The sequence below is a fragment of the Kocuria atrinae genome (assembly GCF_039531425.1).
GTDB lineage: Bacteria > Actinomycetota > Actinomycetes > Actinomycetales > Micrococcaceae > Kocuria > Kocuria atrinae.
Map to the genome: position 1 here is coordinate 12,755 of NZ_BAAAQA010000017.1, position 26,393 is coordinate 39,147.

The window sequence follows — 26,393 nt, forward strand, 5'->3', positions numbered from 1 at the left end:
GATCCGGGCCACTTCACTGACCGTTGCTTACAGGGCGCTGGCGAAGACCGCCTTCTTGACCTCGGCAATGGCCTTGGTCACCTGAATGCCACGGGGGCATGCCTCGGTGCAGTTGAAGGTGGTGCGGCAACGCCACACGCCTTCCTTGTCGTTGAGGATCTCCAGACGCATGTCGCCGGCCTGGTCACGCGAGTCGAAAATGAAGCGGTGAGCGTTCACGATCGCTGCAGGGCCGAAGTACTGGCCGTCGGTCCAGAAGATCGGGCAGGACGAGGTGCATGCCGCGCACAAGATGCACTTGGTGGTGTCATCGAAGCGCTCACGGTCCTCCTGGGACTGGTAGCGCTCGTACGTGGGCTCGTGATCGTCGTTCACGAGGAACGGCATGATCTCTCGGTAGGACTGGAAGAAGGGCTCCATGTCCACGATCAGGTCCTTCTCGCACGGAAGACCCTTGATGGGCTCCACCAAGATGGGCTTGTCCAGATCAAGGTCCTTCAACAAGGTCTTGCACGCGAGACGGTTGCGGCCGTTGATGCGCATGGCATCGGAACCGCACACGCCGTGTGCGCACGAGCGGCGGAAGGACAGCGAACCGTCCAACTCCCACTTGACCTTGTGCAGGGCGTCTAACACACGGTCGGTGCCGTACATGGTCAGCTGCCACTCGTCCCAGTGGGCATCCTCGCTGAACTCGGGATCGTAGCGACGCACCTTGAGGGTGACGTCGTAGGTGGGGATCTCTTCAGCGGAAGAATCCTGCTGAACGTCCTGGTTCTCGTTTTCAGTTACTGCAGTGGACATTAGTACTTACGCTCCATCGGCTCGTAACGGGTAAAGATCACGGGCTTGGTCTCCTGACGGATACCGGCCGTGGGCGAGGAGGGATCTTCGTAGACCATGGAGTGAAGCATGAACTTCTCGTCGTCACGGTCGGGGAAGTCCTCGCGGAAGTGACCGCCGCGCGATTCCTCGCGGTGCAGGGCGGCCACGGACATGACCTTGGCCAACTGCAGCAGGAAGCCCAACTCCACAGCTTCCAGCAGGTCCAGGTTGAAACGCTTGCCCTGGTCCTGGATGGAGATGTTCGCGTAACGCTCTTCCAATGCGGCAATGTCCGACAGGCACTGCTCGATGGTCTCAGCGGTACGGAACACCTGCATGTTCAGATCCATGGTGTCCTGCAGATCCTTGCGGATGGCACCGACCTTTTCGCTGCCGTGGCCGCTGCGCGCGTTGTCGAGCAGGGCCTCGGTGCGCACGGTGGCGTCATCCGGGATCGGCAGGAACTCTGCGTCGCGTGCGTACTCGGCTGCGTAGATACCGGCGCGCTTGCCGAACACGTTGATGTCCAGCAGCGAGTTGGTGCCCAAACGGTTGGAGCCGTGCACGGAAACACACGCGACCTCACCGGCTGCGTACAGACCCGGAATGGTGGTCTCGGAGTCCTGGAAGACCTCGCCCTTGATGTCCGTGGGAATGCCACCCATGCAGTAGTGCGCGGTGGGGAACACGGGGACGGGCTCGGTGTAGGGCTCCACACCCAGGTACGTACGAGCGAACTCGGTGATGTCCGGGAGCTTGGCATCGATGTGAGCCGGCTCCAGGTGGGTGAGGTCCAACAGGACGTAGTCCTTGTTGGGACCGCAACCGCGGCCCTCACGGACCTCGTTGGCCATGGAGCGGGCCACGATGTCACGGGGTGCGAGGTCCTTGATGGTGGGGGCATAGCGCTCCATGAAGCGCTCACCGTCCGAGTTACGCAGAATGCCGCCCTCGCCACGTGCCGCCTCGGACACCAAGATGCCCAGGCCTGCAAGACCGGTCGGGTGGAACTGGACGAACTCCATGTCCTCCAGCGGCAGACCCGCGCGGAACGCGATGGCCATGCCGTCACCGGTCAGGGTGTGTGCGTTGGACGTGGTCTTGAAGACCTTGCCGGCACCACCGGAAGCGAAGATCACGGACTTGGCCTGGAACACGTGCAGCTCGCCGGTGGCCAGGTCGTAGGAGACCACGCCAGCGGGGCGACGGCCCTCGGGGGTGTCCACCATGATCAGGTCGAGCACGTAGTACTCGTTGTAGAACTCCACGTTGTGCTTGATGCAGTTCTGGTAGAGCGTCTGCAAAATCATGTGACCGGTGCGGTCGGCGGCGTAACACGCACGGCGAACGGGGTTCTTACCGTGGTCCCGGGTGTGACCACCGAAACGACGCTGGTCGATCTTGCCCTCGGGCGTGCGGTTGAAGGGCAAGCCCATCTTCTCGAGGTCGAGAACCGCGTCAATGGCCTCCTTGGCCATGACTTCCGCGGCGTCCTGATCGACCAAGTAGTCGCCACCCTTGACGGTGTCGAACGTGTGCCATTCCCAGTTGTCTTCTTCGACGTTGGCCAGAGCCGCGCACATGCCACCCTGGGCTGCGCCGGTGTGTGACCGGGTGGGGTAGAGCTTGGTCAGTACGGCAGTGCGGGCGCGCTGGCCGGATTCAATGGCGGCGCGCATGCCGGCGCCACCGGCGCCGACGATAACCACATCGTACTTGTGAACCTGCATACCAGATGCTCTTTCTATGTGGATGAGTGAAGTAAGTGAACGTGCCTGTTCCGGGCGATCAAAGGACCCAGCGGCGAAGCCTGTAGGCTCCGCCGCTCAATTCATCACGCGGCGTGGCAGAAGGAAGCGAGGAGCTCCGGATCGGCGCCGGCGGGGCAGGGATCAAAGGTGAAGATCACCAGGGTGCCCAGCAGGATGATGAAGCCCGATGCCAAGAACAGCAGGACCTTCAGCCAGAAACGGGTACCGCTGCGCTCGGCGTAGTCGTCGATGATGGTGCGAACACCGTTGGTGCCGTGGAGCATGGCGAGCCACAGCATGATCAGGTCCCAGACCTGCCAGAACGGGTTGGCCCACTTGCCGCCCACGAAGCCGAAGTCGATGGCGTGGACGCCTTCGCCAACCATGAGGTTCACGAACAGATGACCGAACACCAGGACAACCAGCACGATGCCGGACAAGCGCATGAACAGCCACGCGAGCATTTCGAAGTTGCTGCGGGAGGAGCCGGAACGGTTGTACTTGACGCCGTTCACCTCGAGGTCCCGGCTGCGGGGGACCTGGATTTTGGTCTTGAGAGGTGTGCTCACGGAATCAGCCTCCGAATACGATCGACAGGTGGCGGATGAGGAACGGAATCATGACGATGACCCACAGGGCAATGACGCCCCAGAGCAGGCCCTTTTGATTCTTGGTGCCGCCCTTCCAGAAGTCGATCAGGATGATTCGCAGGCCGTTGAAGGCGTGGTACACGATGGCTGCAACGAGCCCCGCTTCGCCGAGGCCCATGATGGGGTTCTTGTAGGTTGCCATCACCGCGTTGTAGGCCTCGGGGGATACCCGGACCAAGGCGGTGTCAAGGACGTGGACCAACAAGAAGAAGAAGATGGCCACGCCGGTAATACGGTGGGCAACCCAAGACCACATGCCGTACTGGCCGCGGTAAAGGGTGCCCCTGGATGAGTTCGCCACGGAATAACCTCCCTGTGTCGCTCGTCGTCGTGCGCACTGGTTCAATAAAAAACGGGATTCGCGCTGCTACACGGCGTAAGCGGAGCCCTGGCTGGCTCTGTCATGGATGATGCGCTATTTCGATCCAAAGATACCAGCCTGTGAGCTATTTCCTGACAACGTGTCGCTAACTGCACCGGGCCGGAATTCCGTGCAATTACGGCATGTGGGTGTGCTCAAATTAATCCTTATTCCTGCGTGATTCTGATGCCGCCCACAACACAGACCACAGGTGCTGAACAAGGAGTTGTCCACGCCCGTGCCGAACGGGCCGTAAACTGGCGCTCGTGACTTCGCCATTGCAACGTTTCCATCCGTTCATCCCCGCCGGTGGTGTGGGGTCGCGGCTGTGGCCGCTCTCCCGAGCGGATGCCCCCAAGTTCCTGCTGGACCTCACCGGTTCAGGCTCCTCTTTATTGCGCGCCACCTACGACCGGCTGGCGGGACTCTCCGCGGGGCCGGTCATGGTGGTCACCGGGCGAAGCCACGCCGGCGCAGTGCAGGAGCAACTGCCGGAGTTGACCGGTGACGACCTGGTGTTGGAACCGTCACCCAAGGATTCTGCTGCTGCCATCGGCCTGGCTTGCACACTCATCGCCCGCCGCGATCCGGACGCGATCATCGGGTCGTTCGCTGCGGATCACGTGGTCGAGCCCGCAGGGACGTTCCAGAACGTCGTCAAAGAGGCAGTGGAAGCCGCGGCCACCGGTCGCATCGTGACGATCGGCATCACGCCGTCCTCACCGGCGACCGGCTTCGGCTATATCAAAGCGGGGGAGTCTCTGGGTCTCGAGCAGGCGCCCCACGCGCTCACGGTGGAGCAATTCGTGGAGAAACCGGACAAGGAGACGGCGCGCCAGTACGTGGCCAGCGGTAACTACACATGGAACGCAGGCATGTTCGTGGCCCCGGTCGGACTCATGCTGCAGTATCTCCGGCAGAGTGAACCCGAGTTGGCGGCCGGTCTGGACGTGATTGCCGACGCCTGGGACACGGACCGCCGCGACGCCGTCGTCGATGAAGTGTGGCCCACCCTGACCAAGACGGCCATTGACTACGCCGTGGCCGAACCCGCAGCGGCCGCCGGCGACGTCGCCATGGTGCCCGGTGATTTCACATGGGAGGACGTGGGGGACTTCGCCGCGATCAACCGTCTGAACCAGGTGGACCCCAGCGGGGATTCGGACGTGGCGATCCTGGGTAAGAACAACCGGGTGCTCTCTGACGAATCTTCGGGCATCGTGGTGTCCGACACTGGCCGTTTGATCGCTCTGATCGGCGTACAGGACATCGTGGTGGTGGACACCCCGGACGCCCTGCTCGTCACGACTGCGGAGCATGCTCAGCGCGTCAAGGACGCCGTGAACTCCCTGAAGGAGAACGGTGACACGGACGTCCTGTAGTCCATGACACAGTTGTCGGCGCTGTTCAACCCCAATCGGGGCGCACGGCGGTACGCTGAAAACCATGTTGGATCTTCCGCTGCCGTCCGCCGATGACATCGGCCTGCCCCCAGCCATCGGGCCGTTGCTGTCTCATTACCTCCCCGGGCTGATTGCGTTCCGGCGCGACATCCACAAGCATCCGGAACTGTCCTACGAGGAGTACCGGACCACCGATCGCATCGTCACCGCTCTCGAGGCCGTGGGCCTGAACCCGGTGCGCTTCTCCGCGACCGGTTGCTACGTGGATGTGGGTCGCGGTCCCGTGATGGTGGGTCTGCGCGCGGACATCGACGCACTGCCCATTCAGGAGAACACCGGCCTGCCTTATGCCTCCGTCAACGACGGCGTGATGCACGCGTGCGGTCACGACATTCACACGACCATCATGGTGGGTGTCGCGCAGGTGTTGGCTGACCTGCATCGTTCGTCGCCGTTCGCCGGAACCGTGCGCGTGGTGTTCCAGCCCGCTGAGGAAAAGCTGCCCGGCGGAGCGTTGACCATCATCGACCAGAACGTGCTGGACGGCGTACCCCGGATGTTCGCGCTGCACTGCGAACCCAAGGTGGACGTGGGCCACGTGGGAACGCGCATCGGCGCGATCACTTCCGCGTCGGACACCGTACGGATCGAACTCTCCGGCCGCGGTGGCCACACGTCGCGCCCGCATCTGACCGAGGATCTCGTGTATGCGATGAGTCAGATCGCCGTGAACGTCCCCGCTGTGCTCTCACGCCGAATCGACGTTCGCTCCGGCGTGGCAGTCGTGTGGGGTCAGTTCCACGCGGGTGTCGCCCCCAACGCGATTCCGGTGTCCGGTTTCATGGCCGGCACCATGCGCTGCCTCGACGCCGAGGCCTGGCACCAAGCCGGCGGTCTACTGGACGAAGTGGTCGAACAGGTGGCGGCTCCTTACGGCGTGACCGTGGACCTCGAACACATTCGTGGTGTCCCGCCCGTGGTTAACGGCGAAACGGAAACCACTCTGCTGGAAATCGCCGCCCGAGCCGAACTCGGCGAGGACAGCGTGATGCTCGTGGAACAGTCCATGGGCGGCGAGGACTTCGCCTGGTTCCTGCAGCACGTGCCCGGCGCCATGATGCGCTTGGGTACCAGGGCTCCCGGCGGGCCCGCCTACGATCTGCACCAGTCCGATTACGCTCCGCAGGAAGAGGCCATCAGCTGCGGAGTTCAGGTGATGGCCTCCACGGCGTTGCGAGCGATTCGCTTGCGCGTGCGAGAACTCCACGACACAGCGGACTCGGCACTCGTCGAGTGATCCCGTGGCTACACTGAGACTCTCTAAAGTTTCCGGGGAGTAACTTCTGTAGCCTCCCCATCCAGAGAGTCCCTTCTCTCGTATCACCGGAGGACAATGATGACCCCTCGTTACTCGCGCGCATTGAGCGCCATTGCACTGACCGGCGCGGCCGGTCTCGTACTCGCCGGTTGCGGCCAGGCACCCGAAGAATCCAGCGAAGGCAATTCCGAAGCGCAGGATTTCAAGGGCTGCATCGTGTCCGACGACGGCGGCTTCCAGGACCGTTCCTTCAACCAGGCATCCTATGAGGGCCTCAAGGCCGTCGAGGACAAACTGCAGATTCAGCTGAAAGAGGCTGAGTCCCAGGCCGAAACCGAGTTCGAACCGAACCTCAACTCCATGGCACAACAGGGCTGTGACCTCACCGTCTCCGTGGGCTTCCTGCTCGCTGACACCACCAAGAAGGTGGCAGAGGCCAACCCGGACAAGAACTTCGCGATCGTGGACGACCAGTCCATCGAAGCGGACAACGTCAAGCCCATCGTGTACAACACGGCGGAAGCTGCATTCCTGGCCGGTTACCTGGCCGCGGGAGCTTCCGAGACCGGAAAGGTCGCGACCTACGGTGGTATGGACATCCCCACCGTGACCGTGTTCATGGACGGCTTTGCGGACGGTGTGGCTCACTACAACGAGCAGAAGGACGAGAACGTGGAGGTTCTGGGCTGGAACAAGGAGTCCCAGAACGGCACATTCCTGACTTCGTTCCAGGATTCGTCGCGCGCCAAGACCATCACTCAGAACTTGATCGGCGACGGCGCGGACGTGGTCCTGCCCGTGGCCGGTCAGGCAGCCCAGGGCACCCTGGACGCCGTGTCCGAAGCCAATAACGGTGGCGACAACGTGCGCCTGATCTGGCCCGACACCGACGGCTACGAGACCCTGGACACCGGTAAGGAATACGTCCTCACCTCAGTGCTCAAGGAAATGTCCACCTCCGTGGAGGACGTGGTGACCGAGGCTGTCGAGGGCAACTTCGACAACAGCCTGTACGTGGGCACCCTTGAGAACGGTGGCGTGGGTCTGGCGCCGTACCACGATCAGCAGGACTCCGTGAGCGAAGAGCTCGACAAGGAAGTCCAGCAGCTGAAGCAGGACATCATTGACGGCAAGGTCAAGGTCGAATCCGAGAACGCGCCCCAGGCGTAAGTAGTCACCGCCCCCGGGCAGGAGTGAATCTGTGAAGTTAGAGCTACGTGACATCACCAAGAAATTCGGCGGTTTCACGGCCAACCAGAATGTGAATCTGACGGTTGAGCCGCATCAGATCCACTGCCTGCTCGGGGAGAACGGCGCGGGCAAGTCCACCCTCATGAACGTGTTGTACGGGTTGTACGAACCAACCTCCGGCAGCATCGAGATCGACGGCGAGCCCGTGACGTTCTCCGGTCCCGGTGACGCTATGGCGGCCGGGATCGGCATGGTGCACCAGCACTTCATGTTGGTGCCGGTGTTCACCGTGGCCGAGAACGTGGCTCTCGGTAACGAGGCCACCAAGGGCGTGGGACTGGATCTGAACACCACCCGTCGGAAGATCCGTGAGATCTCGGACCGGTACGGGTTCCAAGTGGACCCGGACGCCATCGTCGAGGACCTTCCGGTGGGTGTGCAGCAGCGCGTGGAGATCATCAAGGCCCTGGTGCGTGACGCAGAGGTGCTCATCCTGGATGAGCCCACCGCGGTGCTCACGCCCAAGGAAACCGACGAGCTGCTCAACATCATGCGTCAGTTGCGCGACAACGGCACGTCCATCGTGTTCATCTCCCACAAGTTGCGCGAGGTCAAGGCCGTCTCTGACGTGATCACCGTGATTCGCCGCGGCAAGGTGGAGGGTCAGGTCGGCCCGGAAACATCCACCGACCAGCTGGCCGCACTCATGGTGGGCCGCGATGTGTCACTGACCGTGGACAAAAAGCCGGCTCACGCCATTGGCTCCGCATTGGAGGTCAACGACCTCACCGTGGTGGGGGAGAACGGTGTGGTGCTGGTCGACAACGTATCTTTCACGGTGGCACCGGGCGAGATCCTGGCCGTGGCGGGCGTGCAGGGCAACGGACAGACGGAACTGACCGAGGCTCTTGTGGGACTGGCCGACCACGTCACCGGTTCCATCAAACTTGAGGACCACGAACTGGTGGGGCGCGGTGTCCGCGATGTACTGTCGGCCGGTGTCGGATTCGTCCCGGAGGACCGCTCGACCGAAGGTCTCGTGGGCCCCTTCTCCGTCTCCGAAAACCTCATCCTGGACCGCTACAAGGACCGAGAATTCGCCTCCGGGCCGTCCCTGAAGCTCGGCGCCATGCGCGAGAACGCGCAGCAGGCCGTGGACAGCTACGACATCCGCACAGGTTCGGTGGATTCACCGGTTTCCACGTTGTCCGGCGGGAATCAGCAGAAAGTGGTCATTGCTCGTGAGTTGTCCAGGCCACTGAAACTTTTTGTCGCCTCCCAACCCACGCGAGGCGTGGACGTGGGCTCCATCGAGTTCATCCATAAACACATTGTGGCCGAACGCGACAAGGGCGTGCCCGTGATCATCGTGTCCACGGAACTGGACGAGGTGTACGCGCTCGCGGACCGGATCGCCGTGTTCTTCCACGGCCGCCTCATGGGAATCGTTCCCCCGGACACCCCCAGGGAAACACTGGGTCGCATGATGGCCGGTGAAACGGCGGACGAGGTCCTGCCCCCGGCTCCCTGGGACGACAGCCAAGATCACCATCAACACGAGGGGACGCACACGGCATGAGCGCCACGACTACCTCCCCGGAATCCAATCAGGTGTCCGCACCCTCGCCGGTCGAACTGAATCCGGACGATTTCCGCCGGTCACTGTTGGGTTCCACGCTGCAGTCGGTGCTGGCTGTTCTGGCCGCCTTGATCCTGGGTGGCCTACTGATCGCGGCCACCGATGAGACGGTGCGCGAATCAGCCGGCTACTTCTTCGCACGGCCGGGGGACACTCTCACCGCCATGTGGGACGCGGCTTCCAGCGCCTACATCGCGATGTTCCACGGCGCCGTGTACAACCCGGACGGCACTGGCCTGGCCGGCAAGCTCTACCCGCTGACGGAAACGCTGACCGTGGCCACTCCTCTGATCCTCGCGGGTCTGGGCGTTGCCTTGGCCTTCCGAACGGGCCTGTTCAACATCGGTGCGCAGGGCCAGATCCTGATCGGTGCAACCCTGGCAGGCTACGTGGGCTTCGCGTGGCAGCTGCCCGTGGGACTTCACCTGCTCGTGGTTGTGGTGGCCGGTGCGCTGGGTGGTGCCATCTGGGGCGGCGTCGTCGGCCTGATCAAGGCACGAACCGGTGCGCACGAGGTCATCCTGACCATCATGCTCAACTACATCGCGATCAACCTTGTCTCCTGGCTGTTGACACTGTCGACCTTCCAACGCGAGGGATCCTCCAACCCCATCAGCCCGCCCATTGCGGAAACTGCGATGTTTCCCAAGCTGCTGGGCGACGGCTTTCGATTGCACTGGGGCTTCGTCGTGGCGATCGCGGCGACCGTGGCCGTGGCCTGGTTGCTGAACCGGTCGACCATCGGATTCGAACTGCGCGCCGTGGGTGCCAATCCGCGAGCAGCGCGCACCGCCGGTATCTCGGTGACCAAGGGTTTCGTGGTGGTCATGTTGATCGCCGGTATGTTGGCCGGTCTGGCCGGTACCGCGCAGATCGCGGGAACGGAACACTCGCTCACCGTGGGCATCGCGGCGTCGTTCGGCTTCGACGCCATCACCGTGGCCCTGCTGGGCCGCTCCAAGCCGTGGGGCACGTTCTTCGCGGGCATTCTCTACGGCGCGTTCCGCGCCGGCGGCGTGACCATGCAGACGTCCACCGGAACCAATATCGACATCGTGCTGGTCGTGCAGTCACTGATCGTGCTGTTCGTGGCTCTGCCGCCGCTGCTGAAACTCAAGTCTCGTCGCAAGGAGGTGGCAGCGTGAGTACCGTAACCTCAGCCCCCGACTCCTCGAACGCGCCGCAGGAGGAACTGGCCACCGCCGCCGCGAACCGGAACGTGGGTGTTCGTACCTTCCGCCCCGCCATTGGTCTGGCGATCCTGGCCCTCGTCGCACTGCTCCTGTTCGCGTTGAACGCGGCAAGCGGTTCCGTGGAATTCCGGCTCTCCGACTCCGGCGACGCCGTTCAGCTGCCCAACCTGTCCGTGCCGATCACAGCGTATGGCTGGGTGGTCGCCGCTGCGCTGGCCGCGTTGGCGGTCTTCGCCGCGGTCAGAGCTCGCAGCCTGCCTCGCTGGGCGTTGATCCTGGCAGGATTCTTCTTCGTCACTGGATTCCTCGTGTGGATCGTGGGTACCGCGCAGACACCCAGCATCTCGGTGACGGCGCTGCTCGCGGGTTCTGTGGCCCTGGCCACGCCGTTGATCTTCGGTTCCCTGGGCGGTTTGTTGTGTGAGCGATCCGGCGTGGTGAACATTGCGATCGAGGCGCAGCTCCTGTTCGGCGCGTTCTCCGCCGCTGTGGCGGCCACGGTGGCCAACAACGTGTGGGTGGGTCTGCTGGCTGCCGTGATCGGTTCGATGCTCGTCTCCCTGGTGTTGGCGATCTTCTCGATCAAGTACCGCGTGAACCAGGTGATCGTGGGCGTGGTGCTCAACGTTCTGGTCTCGGGTCTGACGGGCTTCATCTTCGCGACCGTGTTACAGCCGAACGCCGCGGACTTCAACTCCCCGGCACGCTTACCGCACATCACCATCCCGGTGCTGTCCGAGATCCCCGTGATCGGTCCGGTCTTCTTCGACCAGTCGATCATCGGCTACATCATGTACGTGACGGTGGCTGTCGTTTGGTACGCGCTGTACCGCACCCGGTGGGGCCTGCGGACCCGCGCCGTGGGCGAGCACCCCAAGGCCGCCGACACCCTGGGCGTGTCCGTCAACGCCCTGCGCGTTCGTAACGTGCTCATGGGTGGTGCCGTGGCCGGTCTGGGCGGCGCGTTCTACACGCTTGTCTCGGTCTCTGCCTTTACCCGTGACATGACCTCGGGCGCCGGCTATATCGCCCTGGCCGCGCTGATCTTCGGTCGCTGGAACCCGGTGGGTGCCCTGCTCGCCTCGCTGCTGTTCGGCTTTGCATCCAATTTGGAGTCGATCCTGTCGTTCCTGGGCACGTCCGTTCCCAGCCAGTTCCTGGCCATGCTGCCCTACATCGTGACCATCCTGGCCGTCGCCGGCCTGGTCGGGGCCTCCCGCGGTCCCGCAGCGTCCGGCGAACCTTACGTGAAGGAGTAACCATGATTGACGACGCCGCCTGGCGCAGCCTCAAGCAGGCCGCTACCGACGCACTCCAGCACTCGTACTCGCCCTACTCGAACTATGCGGTGGGTGCCGCGGCGCTCGTGGACGACGGGCGTGTGGTCACCGGCGCGAATATCGAGAACGCCTCGTACGGGGTCACCCTGTGTGCGGAATGCTCGCTGGTTTCCGCCCTGTACATGTCAGGCGGCGGCAAGCTCGCGGCTTTCGTGTGCGTGGATGCCCACGGAGATGTACTCATGCCCTGTGGTCGCTGCCGCCAATTGCTCTACGAGCACCGTGCACCCGGCATGGAGCTGCTCACTGTGAGCGGTGTGCGCAGCATGGACCAGGTGCTCCCAGATGCTTTTGGGCCACAGAACCTGGGGTAGTGCTTGGTACTCCGTGAGATGAAAGAACCCGGATCATCGCTGATGATCCGGGTTCTTTCATGGTTGGTTAAGCTCAACCGTTGCTCGGTGGCATGAGCCGGTCGTGCAGGGGCGCGGAATAGATCCTGGACGGGTCCAGCTTTTCCAGGGTGCGCACCGCGGTGTCCCAACCCTGATCGGCAGGCTGGCCCCGGGTGTACGAGCGGGGAACCTGGTTCTGCAGGATGTCCTGGTTCTGCCATGCGCCTTCTGCGGAGTAGCCCCAGCCCTTGGACCATTCCATGCGGACACCGGCATAGGAGGCGTAATTATTGATGATCCACTGTTCGCACTCCTGGAAGTACTGCAGGGAGTACGGGGTTCCCGGGAAGGTGAGGATGTCCAACCACACCACGGTGTCCCACTCCGGATGGTCCGCGAACGGCCGGGAGGGGGAGAGCGTGGGCATGACAGCGCCGGGGATTTCCACGTCTGCTGGGTTGTCCACGCCCGTGACGCGGATTTCGAGCGGACCGTTCACCGGGAACCGCCAACGCGCCGCATAGTTGTTCACGCTGGACTTGTAATAGTTGTAGAACTCGTGCAGAACCCGTTGTACATCCGCGCGGCGGCAATGGATCGCATAGCCGTTGGCGGTCACCTTGAGGGTGTTGGGTCGCACGTACAACTGTAAGTTCTTGGGCGCGCCCCAGAGATCGGACACGAAGGACGTGGTCAGAGACGTCGCGGTGATCTTCTGCTGGGCGGGGCCCAATTGCGTGGCGACCGCCGGAGCGCCGGTTTGGATCTTCTTGAACAGGTCAGAGATCGGCTGCGGGATGTTGTCCGAGAACACGTAGTTGTAGGGCGAGGAAGTCCAACGGGACAGTAGCGGCTTGTAGCGACTGAACTCCCAGGTCTTCACCCACGGGAAGGACGTGAACGGGAACAAAATGACCTCGATACGCCCGCAGGACCGCAGGTACGAGTCCACCGTGCGACCCCACGAACCGGGCTTGGCGAACAGTTCCCAGGTGGGCACGGTGATGTAACTACGGCAGCGCATGTTGCTCAACTGGGCCACGCGCAACTGGACCGAGGTCACGATGGTGCGCCCCAAGTTCGTCAACAGGGGGCCGATCTCCGGGTCGGTGCGTTCGAATCGGCGCAGCGCGTAGTCACCCGCGGGTTCGTCCCAGACCACTGCCTCCATGGAGACCACCAGATTGGACAGCGAACCGTAGGTCGCTCCGGCGGGTCGAGTTTCGCGAGAAGCGGGTACAGCGGTTCCGTGCCCCGCGATGGCGAGGGCGCCGCCGATGGTGACGTCTCCCGGGGCTGGGTGATGCATGATGCCCAAGCCCCGGTTGTTGGCGGCGTTGAGAACCGCTTCAAGTGATGCCCCGCCCTGAGCGGTCACGGTTTTGCTGGTGGGATCCACACTGATGCTGTTCAGGTGCTTGACGGTGTCGACCATGAGAACTCGGGTCTCCTGGGTGCTTCCAGGATCGACGCTCAGCGGGGACCAGTTGTGCTGATAACCGCGGGCCCGCAGTTTCCAGTCGTTGGTCGACGCCCAGCGGGCGAGCTTCACAACCTGATCGACAGACGTGGGTGCCACGGTCCAGAGGGGAGCGGTGCGGGTCTCGCCGGACCAATTAACGAAAACTTCGAGCCACGGTGTCATCCCCGAGGGCAGCGCGGGTGCCGGGTTGCCAGGTACGCGCACGGCGGCTTCTGCGGGGCTCAGCATGGTGGAAAGGGTCCACCCGCCGCCGGCAACCGCTGCGGCAGCGAGCGCGGTTCGGCGGTTGATGCCTTCATGTTCCACAGCGGCAGATCCCGGGGTCGATGCTCGGTGCCTCGGCTGACCCAGCGGTACACCCTCCCCGGCTGCTGCCATGGTCGACCGAGGAGAGAAGAAGCGCCGCAGGGAGCGTGCTGTTCGCGTCAATTGCTGCGATGTGGACAGTCTGTGTGCGGGCATGATGAGCTCCTATGGCATGCGCGGACACCCAGTGCGAGCTCGGCGCATGAAGAATTGGGCACCGTCGAACACGCGTAACGTTGATCCAGCCCGATCAACATTGTGCAATGGCAGCCCACCATTGCCCCGCGACCCCTTGTTCCCCGATGCTTCTCAGTAGATCCGGTTATCCGGTCTCCTTATATCTTGCCAAGGGAGCCCGGTTGGCTCCCGGCCGAACGAGTAGGAACTTTAGGGGACGAAAATCAACAGTTGTACACTATTCGGCCCACAAGGCCGGAAGGGTGCGCCATGCATTCTCATAGACATTCTTGGCCTGAATTCCCACCGGGGAGTCGGTGCGCAGCCCTATACTTTGGCAGAAGAGTAAGCGACGGTCCGGAAGGAATTTACACGTGGGTTTGAGAGACTTGTTCCGCAGTAAAGGCAACACCCCCAGCACTCCGCAGCCATCACCCGGAGCGCCCGCCAATGATCCCCGCGCAGGCGGACCCCAGAATGCAGACTCGTCTGCGCAGGGTGCCCCCGTCGGCAATGCGCCTCAGCTACGCGGCCTGGACGACCGCGTAGCTACCGCAGACACCGGTCAACAGCATGAGGGTCGCGCCGCGCACAACCCGTCCGCGCAGAACTCCGCTGTGCAGGGTGATGATGTTCAGCAGCTCCCGGAGGACGGCCCGCTGCGCAACCTGGTGGATATTTTGTTGTCCCGCGGCGCGGACCGCGCTCGCCTGACGCTGGTGCAGTCCGGCAACGTGATGACGCATCAGACGCGCCAGGCGCACGGTGACGCTCAGGACGAGGTGGAGAACGGCACCGTGGATCAGGGGTCGCCCTTGTTCGACGACGTAGCCGATCTCTACACCCAGGCCATGAACACTCCGGTGGGCCCGTGGCGCCAGCTGGATGTGGCCGTGGCACCCGAGCAGAACGGTCAGCGCCAGGTCACCGTCGATTACGCGTTCCCCAGCGGCCAGTCCCGCAAGGAGAGCTACGTCCAGGGCCGCGCCCTGACCGGTCATGGCACCGACACAGCCGGTGCACATGACACCGTTCGCCAGGACGACGCCGCTCAGAGCACCTCTCGTACTGAGGGGCACCTTGATGATGCGGCGCGTGATGAGGCGGTCAACCGCGAGAATGCATCGCACGGCACTGATCGCGTGGGTGACGCGCGCGCCCAAGATCTGCGTGCCGATGAGGCGCGCTCCCACGGCGATTCGACGTCGTCGGCGGGTGCGGGCATGGCCGGCGCGGGTGTCGGCGCGGCCGCTGGAGCGGGCGTGGCTTCGGGGCTGAACCGCGACGCGACCCAGGATCGTTCGGAGACGGACATCGAGTCGGTGCGCGTGGTGGACGGCACGGACGCCTCCCCGGTGGCCGACGGTCATATCGTGACCAAGAATGACCCAGACCCCATCGTGATGCCCGCCGAGAACCAGGGTGACCGCGATCAGTCCCTCCGCGATGATTCCCTGCAGGACGCCGAGCAGAACGAAACCCTCCTGGCAGAGGATTCGCAGCGCGCCGATTCTGACGCCACCTTCGGTGAACAGGCAGATCGGGACGCTCAGGATTCGGTGCTGGACGGTCACGGGGCCGAGGATCACGCGGAGGGTCAGCGCGATTCGGTGCGCGATGACCGCAACGACCTGCCGGAACACGTGGACGAGGCCGAGTTCGGCGGCTTCACCGAGCCCGAATCCCCGGTGGCTCCCACCGGTGCCGGTGCTGCCGCCCTCGCCGCCGACGACGATCCCACGGACGCTCCGCAGGTGGCACAGGGTGCTGATGTGGCACCGTCCTACACCGCACCCAGCGAACAACCCAGTGGCGACTCCCCGGCTACCGGCAACCTGGTGCTGACCTTGGCGGACGTGCAGTCCCGCCTGAGCGAGGCCCAGCGTCACTTGTTCGGCCAGGGTGGTACAGCACGCGATGTGTCCACCGTGCTGATTCGCGTTCGTGCTTTGGGTACTTACTACGACGCCCTGACCCACGTTCGCTTGAACGGTTTCTGGGATCAGCGCGGCACGTTCGACCTGGTTCCCGAGAACCTCTTGAAGGTTCAGGAGCTCAAGGACGATTCCTACGTGGAAGGCTCCGGCGCTCCTCTGGCCATGATGTTCCGCTTCCGCCCGGGCGTGCCCCCGGAGGTCTCCTTCGACTACTCGGACGAGGAAGCCTTCGTGCGTTACGAGCAGCGACTGCCGGGGCAGAACTACCTGGAGGAGCTGCGCATGTTCCCGCGCACCGGCTCCAACATTCCCCAGCACATGAACGACGCTCTGCAGGATTGGAATTACTGATTCATGAGGCAGTCAACCTCCACCGAGGGCTCCATCCGCGCTATGGATGGGGCCCTCGGGCCTATCCCAGCCGTGTGTCTCCACGATCACCTGGACGGTGCCCTGCGCCCGGCCACTATTGTGGAGCTCGCACGAGAGATCAACCACGAACTTCCCGAGACGGACCCGGTGGCTCTGGGCCGGTGGTTCGAGGACAGCGCTAATTCCGGCAGCTTGGAGCGCTACCTGACCACGTTCGAACACACGACCGCGGTCATGCAGAACGCCGAGTCCTTGGCGCGTGTTGCAGAGGAATACGTGCTCGACTGCGCTGCGGACGGTCTCATCCACACCGAGGTCCGCTGGGCACCCGAGCAGCACCTGGGCGGTGGCCTCACGCTCGAGCAGGCCGTGGACGCCGTTCAAGATGGTCTGGCGCGTGGCGTGGCCGGGGTCAAGGCCTCGGGCGGTCATATTTCTGCCGTGCAGATCTTGTGCGCGATGCGTCACTTGGGCAAGTCGCACGAGATTGCGCAGCTGGTGGTCCAGCGCGCGCGAGCGGCGGCCGGTACGACGTCGCACCGGGACGTTCCTGGCGAGCCCGCACCGGGTTCGGTGGTCGCGTTCGACCTGGCCGGCCCCGAGAAGGGTTTCCCCGCATCGGATCACCGGGAGGCATTAGACCTGCTGGCAGAGAACCTCGTGCCCGTCACGCTGCACGCCGGTGAGGCGGACGGCCCGGACTCCATCCGGGATGCACTGGTATCCGGCCGCGCGTTGCGGATCGGGCACGGCGTACGCCTGCTCGAGGACGACCCGGACGCGACCGGGCAGCTGTCCCGGTGGGTTCGTGACCGCCGCATCGCCCTAGAGGTCTGCCCGTGTTCCAACCTGCAGACCGGTGCGATCACTCATTGGGGAGAGTCCATCAAGGACCACCCGATCACCCAGCTACACCGATCCGGGTTCACCGTCACGCTATCCCCGGATAATCGGCTGATGAGTGCGACCTCCGTGTCACACGAAATGTCCCTGCTGCTTTCGGAAGCCGGCTGGACCAATCAGGATCTGGCGGACATTCAGCTCAACGCGGCCCGGGCGGCGTTCGTGCCCCGCGCCTATCAGGACTGGTTGGTCGAACGGATCGAGGAGGCCTCCGCGTGAGCTCGCGAGACGTCTCACAAGCGGTCCCGGAGGGTACGGGGGAGCGGTTCGAGGAACTCGTGGGCGTGATGAACCGCTTGCGTTCACCGGGCGGTTGCGAGTGGGACGGCGCACAGACCCACGCGTCGCTGTTGCGCTACCTCGTGGAAGAAGCGTACGAGGTGGTCGAGGCGGTCGAGTCACCGGTCAACGGCGGCGACAACGCTGCCGTCGCTCGGGCGGAACTCGTCGAGGAACTGGGCGACATCCTGCTGCAGGTCGTCTTCCACGCGCGCATCGGGCAGGAACATGCAGACGACGAGGCCTTCGACGTCACGGACATCATCGCGTCCGTGACCGATAAGCTCGTGCGCAGACACCCGTTGGTGTTCGGCGAACAGAACGGGGACGATTCGGCAGTTTCTCCGGTGGAGGCTCAGCCCGCCGCAAGCAACGAAGAACTCTCCGCCCGGTGGGACGCCGTCAAGCGCTCTGAAAAGCCGCACCGCACCAACGTGTTCGACGGGATACCGCCCGCCCTTCCAGCCCTCGCGCTCGCGGAGAAGGCACTGTCCAAGGCACGCAGACACGGCGTGGAAAATAAGCCATCGCCCTCGGAACCGAAGGACACTGCGACCCTGGAACGAGCCGAAGCCGAATTCGGTGACCGGTTGCTGGAACAGGTGCGAGCGGCGTCGGCGGAGGGACTGGACGCGGAACGTGCTTTGCGCGGCGCCGTGCGACGTTACATCCACACGAATAATCGGCCCATTTAGCCCGTAACCGACCGAGATCGGTAGGCTGAAGACAGGGCACCGCCCGATAGGTCAACGACCAGCAAGGAGATTATCCATGGCAATGATCATTGCTTTGCAAGCCCGTCAGATTCTGGACTCACGTGGCAACCCCACCGTAGAGGTCGAGGCACTGCTCGAGGACGGCAGTTTCGGCCGCGCGGCAGTTCCCTCGGGAGCATCCACGGGCGAATTCGAAGCAGCCGAGCGCCGTGACGGGGACAAGAAGGTCTACCTGGGCAAGGGCGTTCTGGACGCCGTCAACGCCGTGGACGAGGACCTGGAACAGGCCATCGTGGGCTTGGACGCCTCCGATCAGCGCGCCGTGGACCAGGCAATGCTCGACCTGGACGGCACCGATAACAAGTCCAAGCTCGGCGCCAACGCCATCCTGGGCGCGTCCATGGCCGTGGCTCGGGCCGCAGCAAGCTCCGCGGACCTGCCGCTGTACAAGTACCTGGGCGGACCCAACGCCCACGTGCTGCCGGTGCCCATGATGAACATTCTCAACGGTGGCTCCCACGCTGACTCCAACGTGGACATACAGGAGTTCATGATTGCTCCGATCGGCGCTCCCACCTTTGCAGAGGCACTGCGCTGGGGCGTTGAGGTCTACCACTCGCTCAAGTCCGTTCTCAAGGATCGCGGCCTGTCCACCGGTCTGGGTGACGAAGGCGGTTTCGCGCCGAATCTCAAGTCCAACGCCGAGGCGCTCGACCTGATCCTCGACGCCATCAAGAAGGCCGGCTACAAGGCGGGCTCGGACATCGCACTGGCTCTGGATGTGGCTTCCTCCGAGTTCTTCGAGAAGGGCAAGTACTCCTTCGAAGGCAAGAAGCGCTCCGCCAAGGACATGTCCGACTACTACGCGGACCTGGTCAAGAAGTACCCGCTGGTCTCCATCGAGGACCCGCTGGACGAGGACGACTGGGAAGGCTGGGCCACCCTGACCCAGGCCATTGGCGACAAGGTGCAGTTGGTCGGTGACGACCTGTTCGTGACCAACCCGGAGCGTCTGGCCCGCGGTATCGACGGCGACGTGGCCAACGCGCTGCTCGTGAAGGTCAACCAGATCGGCAGCCTCACGGAAACCTTCGACGCCATGGAACTGGCTCAGCGCAACGGTTACCGCTGCATGGTCTCGCACCGTTCCGGCGAAACCGAGGACACCACCATCGCGGATATCTCCGTGGCGGTGAACGCCGGCCAGATCAAGACCGGTGCCCCGGCACGCTCGGAGCGCGTGGCCAAGTACAACCAGTTGCTGCGCATCGAGGAAGAACTCGGCGACGCCGCCCGCTACGCCGGCGCTTCCGCGTTCCCGCGCTTCTCCGCCAAGTAAGACACTGCACCCACAGCAGTGGCTGAACGAACCGCCCGGTTCCCCTCGCGGGGGACCGGGCGGTTGCGTGTGGGGAGGCTCGCGCGGAGGCGTGCGGGAAACAGCCAAGTTCGGGTCGCTAGAATGACCGCAGGATTGATCAAGGTGCGTCTCAAGCTGAGACCACCGTGGAGCGCGGGAGGTGTGCATGGTTGGCCCCAGGCCCAGGATTCCCCGGTTCTCCGGCAAGAAGCAGGGCACAGAACAGAAGGCATCTGCGGCGGGTCGAGCCAAGGAATCGGGTCAGCGCATGCCCGCTTCTGGTGCGGGGCACTCCGGCGGTGGATCGTCCACGGTGACCGCGCCCACCCCGGCACACTCGTTCAACGGCCGACTCATTGCCCTGATCGTGGTGGCCACGCTGATCCTGTTCTTGGCGGCGCCCACCGCGAAAATCTTTTTCGACCAGCGGGCTCAGATCGCGGTTCTCGAGGAGTCCATCGCGGCCAAGGAACAAGAACAGCAGCAGCTCAAATTGCAAGAGGAACGCTGGGGTGATGAGGCGTACGTGGAGCAGCAGGCCCGCGAGCGCATGTTCTATGTGATGCCCGGTGAACGGGCCTACCTTGTGCTGGGTGCTGAACAGACGGGTCGCCAGGCTGCGGAATCCTCTGCCGAACAGGTCGAGGCGGGCAAGCCCGCGTGGGCGGACGGCCTGTGGCAGTCGGTCGTGGATTCTGCCTTCCCGCGGACCGAACCGGACATCGCCCCGGTAGAGCCGGAGCAGTAACCTTTTCCTCTTGGCGGATCATGTTCGCAGTGGATCCGTCTCCCTCGACGACCTGGCCCAGCAGCGCGCCGGAAAGTAGTACGCAAGTGACTGAAGCACAGCCGACTCACGACCCAGCAGTGACCCAGCAGGATCTCACCGTGGTGGGCCACCAGCTCGGCCGCCCAGCGCGTGACGTGGTGGAGATCGCGGCACGCTGCGTGTGCGGTAACCCCCTGGTGGTCGCCACCGCACCGCGGTTGGCCAATGGCACCCCGTTCCCCACGGTGTTCTACCTGACGCACCCGGTGATCACATCAGCGGTGTCCCGGCTGGAGGCCGAGGGCAGCATGTACGGTATGTCCGACCGGATCAAGGATGATGCGCAGTTGGCGGAGCAGTATCAGGCCGCGCACGAGCACTACCTGGGGGAGCGGCGTCGGATCGGCGAAAAGGCCGGTATCGGCGAGGTCTCCGAAATCGAAGGCATCTCCGCTGGAGGTATGCCCACGCGCGTCAAATGCCTGCACGTGTTGGTGGGGCACAGTCTTGCTGCCGGCCCCGGCGTGAATCCTCTGGGCGACGAGACCCTGGAGCTCATCGCGGATACCTGGACCCAGGAACGTTGCGCGTGCGCCCCGGAGTGGCGCACGGCCGACTGACCGCGTTCACCGCATACCGCGGCGCCCGCCCCACGGACCATTCGTGAGGCGGGCGCCGTCTTGTTCGGTCGATCCACCGCGGGCGCGAGGTTCTGGACCGCTAGCGCCTCACCGACGTGGGCGCCCCGCGTCCGCCGCGGTTCTGCACGGCCTTGATCAGTTCGACGAGCAGGAAGATCACCACGCCGTTGAGCAGTGCGAAACCCCATTCCGCCCAACCCAAGGGAGCAGAACCGAACCACGCGTTCATGAACGGCGCGTAAGTGAAGACCATCTGTACCGCCAGGAGAATGCCCGTGGAGATCCACGTGGCCTTGTTCCCCGTGATCGCACGCGGGTGCAGGCTGGACAAGTGCAGGAAGCGCGAATTGAACAGCACGAAGATCTGACCCAGCACCAGCACGGACACCGCCGTGGTGCTGGCCACCGCGTCCGTGGCACCCGAGTCACTCATGACCCGGTAGGAGAGCAATGCTGCCGCGCCGATGAAGAACGCCACCCACACCACGCGTAACCACAGGGACACGGGAAGCAGGTTGGCATCGCGGTCGCGGGGCCGGCGTTGCATGATGCCCGGCTCGGCCGGTTCGTAGGCCAGCGTGATGGACAGCGTGATAGCGGTGACCAGGTTGACCCACAGGATCTGGGTGGGCCGCAGCGGCGGCTCGGATCCGAGCAGCACTGCTGCCAGCACCACCAGGCCCATGCCGATGCTCGTGGGGAGCAGGAACACCACGGATTTGCGGATGTTGTCGTAGATCCGCCGGCCCTCGTGGACCGCGCCCTCAATCGTGGCGAAGTTGTCGTCCGCGAGCACGATGTCAGCCGCTTCCTTGGTGGCTTCCGTGCCCTTGATGCCCATGGCGATACCCACGTTGGCTCGGGTCAGCGCCGGGGCGTCGTTCACGCCGTCTCCGGTCATGGCCACCACCTCGCGGCGGGCCTGGAGCGCATCCACTATGCGGATCTTGTGCTCGGGGCTGGTCCGCGCGAAGACGTCCACGTCCGTGACGCGCTCGACCAGTTCCTCCTTGGTCATGGCCTCGACCTGGGCACCGGTCACCACTACGGGATCGTCGTTGTTGGACAGGCCTAGTTCGCGGCTGATCGCTCGGGCGGTCTCCGCGTGATCTCCGGTGATCATTTTCACGTTGATTCCGGCCCCGTGGCAGGACGCCACCGCGGTGATGGCCTCTTCGCGCGGCGGGTCGACCAGGCCCACGAGCCCCACGAATTCCAGCCCCTCGTCGAGGTCCTCGTGAGCCAGGGATGTGGTGCCGGCGGCCACGGTCTTCCGTGCAGCGGCCAGCACTCGCAGCCCCTGGGAGGCCAGCTCCGTGTTGGCGCGTTCCCACGCATCCGGATCGAACTCCGTGGCTCCGTACTCGTCCGGCAACTGGGTCGAACAGCGCTGCAGCAACCGATCCGGGGCGCCCTTGACGAGAATCTCACGTTCGCCTTGGGGAGCCTCGCTCAGTACGGCCATGTACTTGTTCGACGAATCGAAGGGGAGGGCGCCCAGACGAGTGTAGGGAACGGCGTCGAACCCGGCCTTGCGTCCGAAGATCGCCAGCGCCGCCTCGGTGGGTTCGCCCACGATCTCGATGCGCTCGCCGGTCCCGCGCAGTGAGGCGTCGTTGCAGAGCACGACGGCGCGCGCGAGCGCCCGTGCATTGCGGGAGGCTTCCTCGGCGGCCTCGCCGGAGGCCATGACCGTGCCCTGATCCGTGTAGCCCTCGCCGGTGATTGCAAAGCGACCGCCGGGAACCGAGGCCACCCGCGCGGTCATTTCATTGCGGGTCAGGGTGCCGGTCTTGTCGGAGCAGATGGTGGTGACCGCGCCGAGTGTCTCCACGGCTGTCATGGTGCGGGTGATGGCCTTGTGACGGGCCATTTGCTGCACGCCCAGCGCCAACGTGATGGTCACGAGTGCGGGCAAACCCTCGGGGACGGTGGCCACGGCAAAGCTGATGAACGAGCTCAGCACGGTCTGCGTGGGCATCGAATAAATGAACCATGCAATCAGCATCATCACGGCACTCACGACCAAGATGCCCAGCGCGAAATGCTTGCCCAGGCGGTCCATTTGTTCGGTCAGGGGCGTCGCCAGCTGGTCGATATCGTCCACCAGCGACTGGATGCGACCGATCTCCGTGTTCGAGCCGGTCGCGACCACCACGCCCAGCGCGGTGCCACGGGTGACCACGGTTCCGGAGTGGGCGATGCTGGTGCGATCACCGATGCCGGCGTCCTCCGCCACGGCCTCGGCGTGCTTGTCGCTGGGCTCGGATTCGCCCGTGAGCGCGGATTCATCGATGGCCAAGCGATTGGTGTCCAGGAGGCGCAGATCGGCGGGCACCTTGTCACCGGGGCCCAGCCGAACGACGTCGCCGGGCACCAAGTCCTCGCCGTCCACTTGCTGCCACTCGCCGTCGCGCAGCACCGAAGCGTGCACGGAGAGCATGCTGCGGATTCCGGCCAGAGCCTTTTCCGCCTGACCCTCCTGGACGAAACCGATCACCGCGTTGCCCACGGCCACGGCAATGATCACCCAGAAGTCGACCCATTCCCGGTAGAAGGCCGTGATGACCGCGGAGACCAACAGGATGTATATGAGCACGTTCTTGAAGTGCGCCAGGAATCTCAGAATCGCCGGTTTCCGTTGGGCGGGTGGCAGCCGGTTGGGCCCCACCCGATCACGGATCTCTCCTGCCTGCGGGGTGGTCAGACCGGAGTCTTGCGAACCCAACTCCCGTAGGGCCTGCTCCGGCGAGAGCGCGTGGAACGTTTGGCTGGATATGCCGTGGCCGATTTCTGAGGTCATCGTTGGTCTCGATCGTGTTGTCGCGTGTCAGGCAGGGAAATCTTTAGTGACCTTCAGTTTTTCACACGTTGGTCAGACCAAGCCGTCCGAGACAGATGCGCAACGCGGGTAAAGTGGCCCTTCACAAATGAGCATGGGTAGGTGTCTTTCTCCACGGCCGGTGTCCGCCGGCGGCGAGCAGGGCGCGTAGACGGTAGTTCTCGAAGTTCCGGAACCCGCGGGCGACCCTGCGCATCGTCTCGATCACCCCGTTCACGGCCTCGGTGGGCCCGTTCGAGGCCCCGGCGGTGTCGAAGTAGGCCAGGATCGCGGCCTTCCACCGCCGCAGAGTGCGGCCGAGCCGGGCGACCTCCGGAATCGGGCAGGTGGGGAACGCATCGAGGACCTCGGCGACGAGCCGGCGCCCGTGCTCGGGGCGGGCGTGGTAGACGGCGCGCAGCTTCTGGTAGCAGTGCCAGGCCAGGGTCACCTCATGGTGCGGGTCCCCAGCCACCAGCTTCGCGTTGAGCCGGGTGATCTGCTTGGCGGTGAGGTGCTCGGCGCCGATCTGCAAGGTACGGCGGATCCCGTAGAGAGGGTCCCCGGCCCGGCCTCGGTGGCCGAGGGTGTCCTGCTGCACGCGGCGACGCACCTCGTCCACGACCTGCCCACCGAGCTTCACCACGTGGAAGGCGTCCAGGACGGTGATCGCCTCCGGGAGCTCGTCGCGGATCGCGTTGGCGTAGCCGTGGAACGGGTCCAGCGTCGCCGTGCGGATCCCGCTCGTGAACCCCGGCCCCTGGGTAGCAAGCCAGTCGCCGTAGGCCGCCCCCGTGCGCCCGGGCACCAGGTCCAGCAACCTCGCCCGGGGACGGCCGTCCTCACCGCGGGAGTGATCCACGATGCCGGTGACCAGCCCGGTGCCGGGCGGACCCACATGGCGCCAGACGTGCTCGTCGACGCCCAAGGCGTTGACCCCGGCCAGCCGGTCCTCGGCTATCAGCTGGGTCTCGATGACGGGGACGATCGCGTGCCAGACGGTGTTCCAGGCGACCCCGAGCATCTCGGCCAGGGCCGAGACTGCGATGTCGTGGGAGCGCAGCTGCGTCACCGCCCAGGCGATCGCGCGGGTGGTGAGCTTGGCCCGTGGCGCGGCGAGTTCGTGGACCTCGCTGAACGTCGAGATCTCGCAGGCATCCTCCCGGCACCGGAGGATCCGCTTGCGCCACAGCACCCGCACAGGCACTCCGGCACACGGCAGATCGTGGAGCAGGACCTCCCGCCGGCCGTGACCGGTGGCGAGCACCCCGCATCCTGGGCAGCCCGCCAGCGATGAGGCGGTTTCCGCCACCACGGTGAACGAGCGTGGCCCGCGTTCCACCGTCAGGACGTGGACGTCGGTCAGGTCGAAAAGCGCGCACGCGGGTGCGCAGATAGCATGAGACACGTCGAGGCCTTCAAGGATCAGGTTGCTTGGTCGCTACCCATCCTGGAGGCCTCGACCTCTACCCAGGCCTCACAACACGCGCTCCGGAACGTCCCCGCGCACCCCGCTACCCATGCTCATTTGTGAAGGGCCGGTAAAGTGGGACCGCGCCGTTGAAAGGCGCTTTTCCCACAGAACCGAGGATCCACCACCCATGCGCGTTGCTGCCATTGACTGCGGTACCAACTCCATCCGCTTGCTGATCGCGGATGTTAAGGACAAGAACGGACATCCCGAACTCCACGACATCGTGCGTGAAATGCGCGTGGTTCGGTTGGGGCAGGGTGTGGATGCCACAGGCTGGTTGGCCGAGGCCGCACTGGAACGTACTTTCACCGCGACTGAGGAGTACGCCCGCCTGATCAAGAAGCACAAGGTCGACAAGATCCGTTTCGTCGCCACCTCCGCCACTCGCGACGCGGGCAACCGCCAGGTGTTCGTGGACGGAATCCGGGAACGCTTGGGCGTGACCCCCGAGGTTGTCACCGGAGATGAAGAAGCAGCCCTGTCTTTCCGCGGTGCCGCCGATGCCACCGGCCCCCTCAGCCCTGAGGACCGGGTGCTCGTGGTCGACCTGGGTGGTGGTTCCACCGAGTGCGTACTGGGAACCGTGGACGGTGTGACTGCGGCCAAGAGCGTGGACGTGGGATGCGTTCGCATGACCGAACGTCACTTGGGCTCCAACCCTCCCACTGACGAACAGCAGCGCCAGGTGCTCCAGGACGTGGACGAGGCCATGGATTCGGTGTCCAGAATTGTTCCGTTGTCACAAACCACCCACCTGGTGGGTGTCGCGGGAACGATCACCACGGTGACGGCACACGCCATGGACCTGAAGAGCTACAACCCGGACAAGATTCACGGATCGACCATGTCCGTGGACTCGATCGCCAAGGCCTGTAAAGACCTCACGGCCATGACCAAGAAGGAACGGGCACAGCTGGGGTTCATGCACGAAGGCCGCGTGGACGTGATCGGCGGCGGCGCCCTCGTGTGGCGGCGCGTGATTGAACGCGTAGTCTCTGCGACACAAGGCCGTGTGCAGTCGGTCACAGCCAGTGAACACGATATTTTGGACGGAATCGGTCTGTCCCTGGTCCGCTGACCCCTCCGATCGTCCTGATTCTCCAACGGCCAGGGGCGTCCCCACCGGTGCGTTCCTAGTCGAGTAGAGGT

The 26,393-nt window shown here is 64.3% G+C and carries 21 protein-coding genes; 14 read left to right on the plus strand and 7 right to left on the minus strand.

Going from position 1 to position 26,393, the window contains the following annotated elements; all coding sequences use genetic code 11:
• Positions 1–27: 27 nt before the first annotated feature.
• The 4 genes from ABD283_RS08785 to sdhC all read right to left on the minus strand — a co-directional run bounded on the left by ABD283_RS08785 (position 28) and on the right by sdhC (position 3,527).
• A complete protein-coding gene (locus ABD283_RS08785) occupies positions 28–804 on the minus strand; it encodes a succinate dehydrogenase iron-sulfur subunit (protein ID WP_344224612.1) in 777 nt (258 codons plus the stop codon).
• Positions 804–2,555: a succinate dehydrogenase flavoprotein subunit gene (gene sdhA, locus ABD283_RS08790; protein ID WP_344224613.1), complete on the minus strand. Its 1,752-nt coding sequence runs from the start codon at positions 2,553–2,555 to the stop codon at positions 804–806. Before sdhA ends, ABD283_RS08785 begins: the two co-directional genes overlap by 1 nt.
• A gap of 104 nt (positions 2,556–2,659) precedes the next feature.
• Positions 2,660–3,145, minus strand: a complete 486-nt coding sequence (locus tag ABD283_RS08795) for a succinate dehydrogenase hydrophobic membrane anchor subunit (protein WP_344224615.1) — start codon at positions 3,143–3,145, stop codon at positions 2,660–2,662.
• Between the two features lie 4 nt (positions 3,146–3,149).
• Positions 3,150–3,527, minus strand: a complete 378-nt coding sequence (sdhC, locus tag ABD283_RS08800; protein ID WP_016996138.1) for a succinate dehydrogenase, cytochrome b556 subunit — start codon at positions 3,525–3,527, stop codon at positions 3,150–3,152.
• Positions 3,528–3,853: 326 nt separating this feature from the next.
• Here sdhC and ABD283_RS08805 point away from each other — a divergent pair, with 326 nt between their 5' ends.
• The 7 genes from ABD283_RS08805 to ABD283_RS08835 all read left to right on the plus strand — a co-directional run bounded on the left by ABD283_RS08805 (position 3,854) and on the right by ABD283_RS08835 (position 11,985).
• Entirely contained in the window at positions 3,854–4,969 is a 1,116-nt protein-coding gene (locus tag ABD283_RS08805) for a mannose-1-phosphate guanylyltransferase (protein ID WP_344224617.1), read from the plus strand.
• Positions 4,970–5,033: 64 nt separating this feature from the next.
• Complete coding sequence (locus ABD283_RS08810; protein WP_344224618.1) at positions 5,034–6,287, plus strand: amidohydrolase; 1,254 nt, start codon at positions 5,034–5,036, stop codon at positions 6,285–6,287.
• 99 nt (positions 6,288–6,386) lie between these two features.
• Positions 6,387–7,478, plus strand: coding sequence for a BMP family lipoprotein (locus ABD283_RS08815; RefSeq protein ID WP_344224619.1), 1,092 nt, complete (start codon positions 6,387–6,389; stop codon positions 7,476–7,478).
• A gap of 31 nt (positions 7,479–7,509) precedes the next feature.
• Entirely contained in the window at positions 7,510–9,078 is a 1,569-nt protein-coding gene (locus ABD283_RS08820; protein ID WP_344224620.1) for an ABC transporter ATP-binding protein, read from the plus strand.
• Positions 9,075–10,283 carry an ABC transporter permease gene (locus ABD283_RS08825; protein ID WP_344224621.1) on the plus strand — a complete coding sequence of 403 codons (1,209 nt, stop codon included), beginning with the start codon at positions 9,075–9,077 and terminating at the stop codon, positions 10,281–10,283. Before ABD283_RS08820 ends, ABD283_RS08825 begins: the two co-directional genes overlap by 4 nt.
• Positions 10,280–11,590 (plus strand): ABC transporter permease, encoded by a 1,311-nt coding sequence (locus tag ABD283_RS08830; RefSeq protein WP_344224622.1) that lies wholly within the window; start codon positions 10,280–10,282, stop codon positions 11,588–11,590. Before ABD283_RS08825 ends, ABD283_RS08830 begins: the two co-directional genes overlap by 4 nt.
• A gap of 2 nt (positions 11,591–11,592) precedes the next feature.
• Positions 11,593–11,985, plus strand: a complete 393-nt coding sequence (locus tag ABD283_RS08835) for a cytidine deaminase (protein WP_344224623.1) — start codon at positions 11,593–11,595, stop codon at positions 11,983–11,985.
• A gap of 73 nt (positions 11,986–12,058) precedes the next feature.
• On the opposite strand, the gene ABD283_RS08840 is transcribed toward ABD283_RS08835, so the two are convergent.
• Positions 12,059–13,951, minus strand: coding sequence for a cholesterol oxidase substrate-binding domain-containing protein (locus tag ABD283_RS08840; RefSeq protein ID WP_344224624.1), 1,893 nt, complete (start codon positions 13,949–13,951; stop codon positions 12,059–12,061).
• Positions 13,952–14,346: 395 nt separating this feature from the next.
• On the opposite strand from ABD283_RS08840, the gene ABD283_RS08845 reads away from it, so the two are divergent.
• The 6 genes from ABD283_RS08845 to ABD283_RS08870 all read left to right on the plus strand — a co-directional run bounded on the left by ABD283_RS08845 (position 14,347) and on the right by ABD283_RS08870 (position 20,928).
• Positions 14,347–16,260 carry a hypothetical protein gene (locus ABD283_RS08845; protein WP_344224625.1) on the plus strand — a complete coding sequence of 638 codons (1,914 nt, stop codon included), beginning with the start codon at positions 14,347–14,349 and terminating at the stop codon, positions 16,258–16,260.
• A 3-nt stretch (positions 16,261–16,263) separates the two neighbouring features.
• On the plus strand, positions 16,264–17,403 hold the full coding sequence (locus ABD283_RS08850) for an adenosine deaminase (RefSeq protein ID WP_344224626.1): 1,140 nt from the start codon (positions 16,264–16,266) through the stop codon (positions 17,401–17,403).
• Positions 17,400–18,158, plus strand: coding sequence for a MazG nucleotide pyrophosphohydrolase domain-containing protein (locus tag ABD283_RS08855; protein WP_344224627.1), 759 nt, complete (start codon positions 17,400–17,402; stop codon positions 18,156–18,158). Before ABD283_RS08850 ends, ABD283_RS08855 begins: the two co-directional genes overlap by 4 nt.
• Positions 18,159–18,234: 76 nt before the next feature.
• Positions 18,235–19,518 (plus strand): phosphopyruvate hydratase, encoded by a 1,284-nt coding sequence (gene eno, locus ABD283_RS08860; protein WP_344224628.1) that lies wholly within the window; start codon positions 18,235–18,237, stop codon positions 19,516–19,518.
• Positions 19,519–19,705: 187 nt separating this feature from the next.
• A complete protein-coding gene (locus ABD283_RS08865) occupies positions 19,706–20,287 on the plus strand; it encodes an FtsB family cell division protein (RefSeq protein ID WP_344224629.1) in 582 nt (193 codons plus the stop codon).
• An 86-nt stretch (positions 20,288–20,373) separates the two neighbouring features.
• Positions 20,374–20,928: a DUF501 domain-containing protein gene (locus tag ABD283_RS08870; protein ID WP_344224630.1), complete on the plus strand. Its 555-nt coding sequence runs from the start codon at positions 20,374–20,376 to the stop codon at positions 20,926–20,928.
• A 100-nt stretch (positions 20,929–21,028) separates the two neighbouring features.
• Here ABD283_RS08870 and ABD283_RS08875 read toward each other — a convergent pair whose 3' ends face one another.
• Positions 21,029–23,752, minus strand: a complete 2,724-nt coding sequence (locus ABD283_RS08875; protein WP_344224631.1) for a cation-translocating P-type ATPase — start codon at positions 23,750–23,752, stop codon at positions 21,029–21,031.
• Positions 23,753–23,873: 121 nt separating this feature from the next.
• Complete coding sequence (locus ABD283_RS08880) at positions 23,874–25,199, minus strand: ISL3 family transposase (protein ID WP_095797824.1); 1,326 nt, start codon at positions 25,197–25,199, stop codon at positions 23,874–23,876.
• A gap of 172 nt (positions 25,200–25,371) precedes the next feature.
• On the opposite strand from ABD283_RS08880, the gene ABD283_RS08885 reads away from it, so the two are divergent.
• Positions 25,372–26,322 (plus strand): Ppx/GppA phosphatase family protein, encoded by a 951-nt coding sequence (locus ABD283_RS08885; RefSeq protein WP_344224632.1) that lies wholly within the window; start codon positions 25,372–25,374, stop codon positions 26,320–26,322.
• Positions 26,323–26,393: the final 71 nt, after the last annotated feature.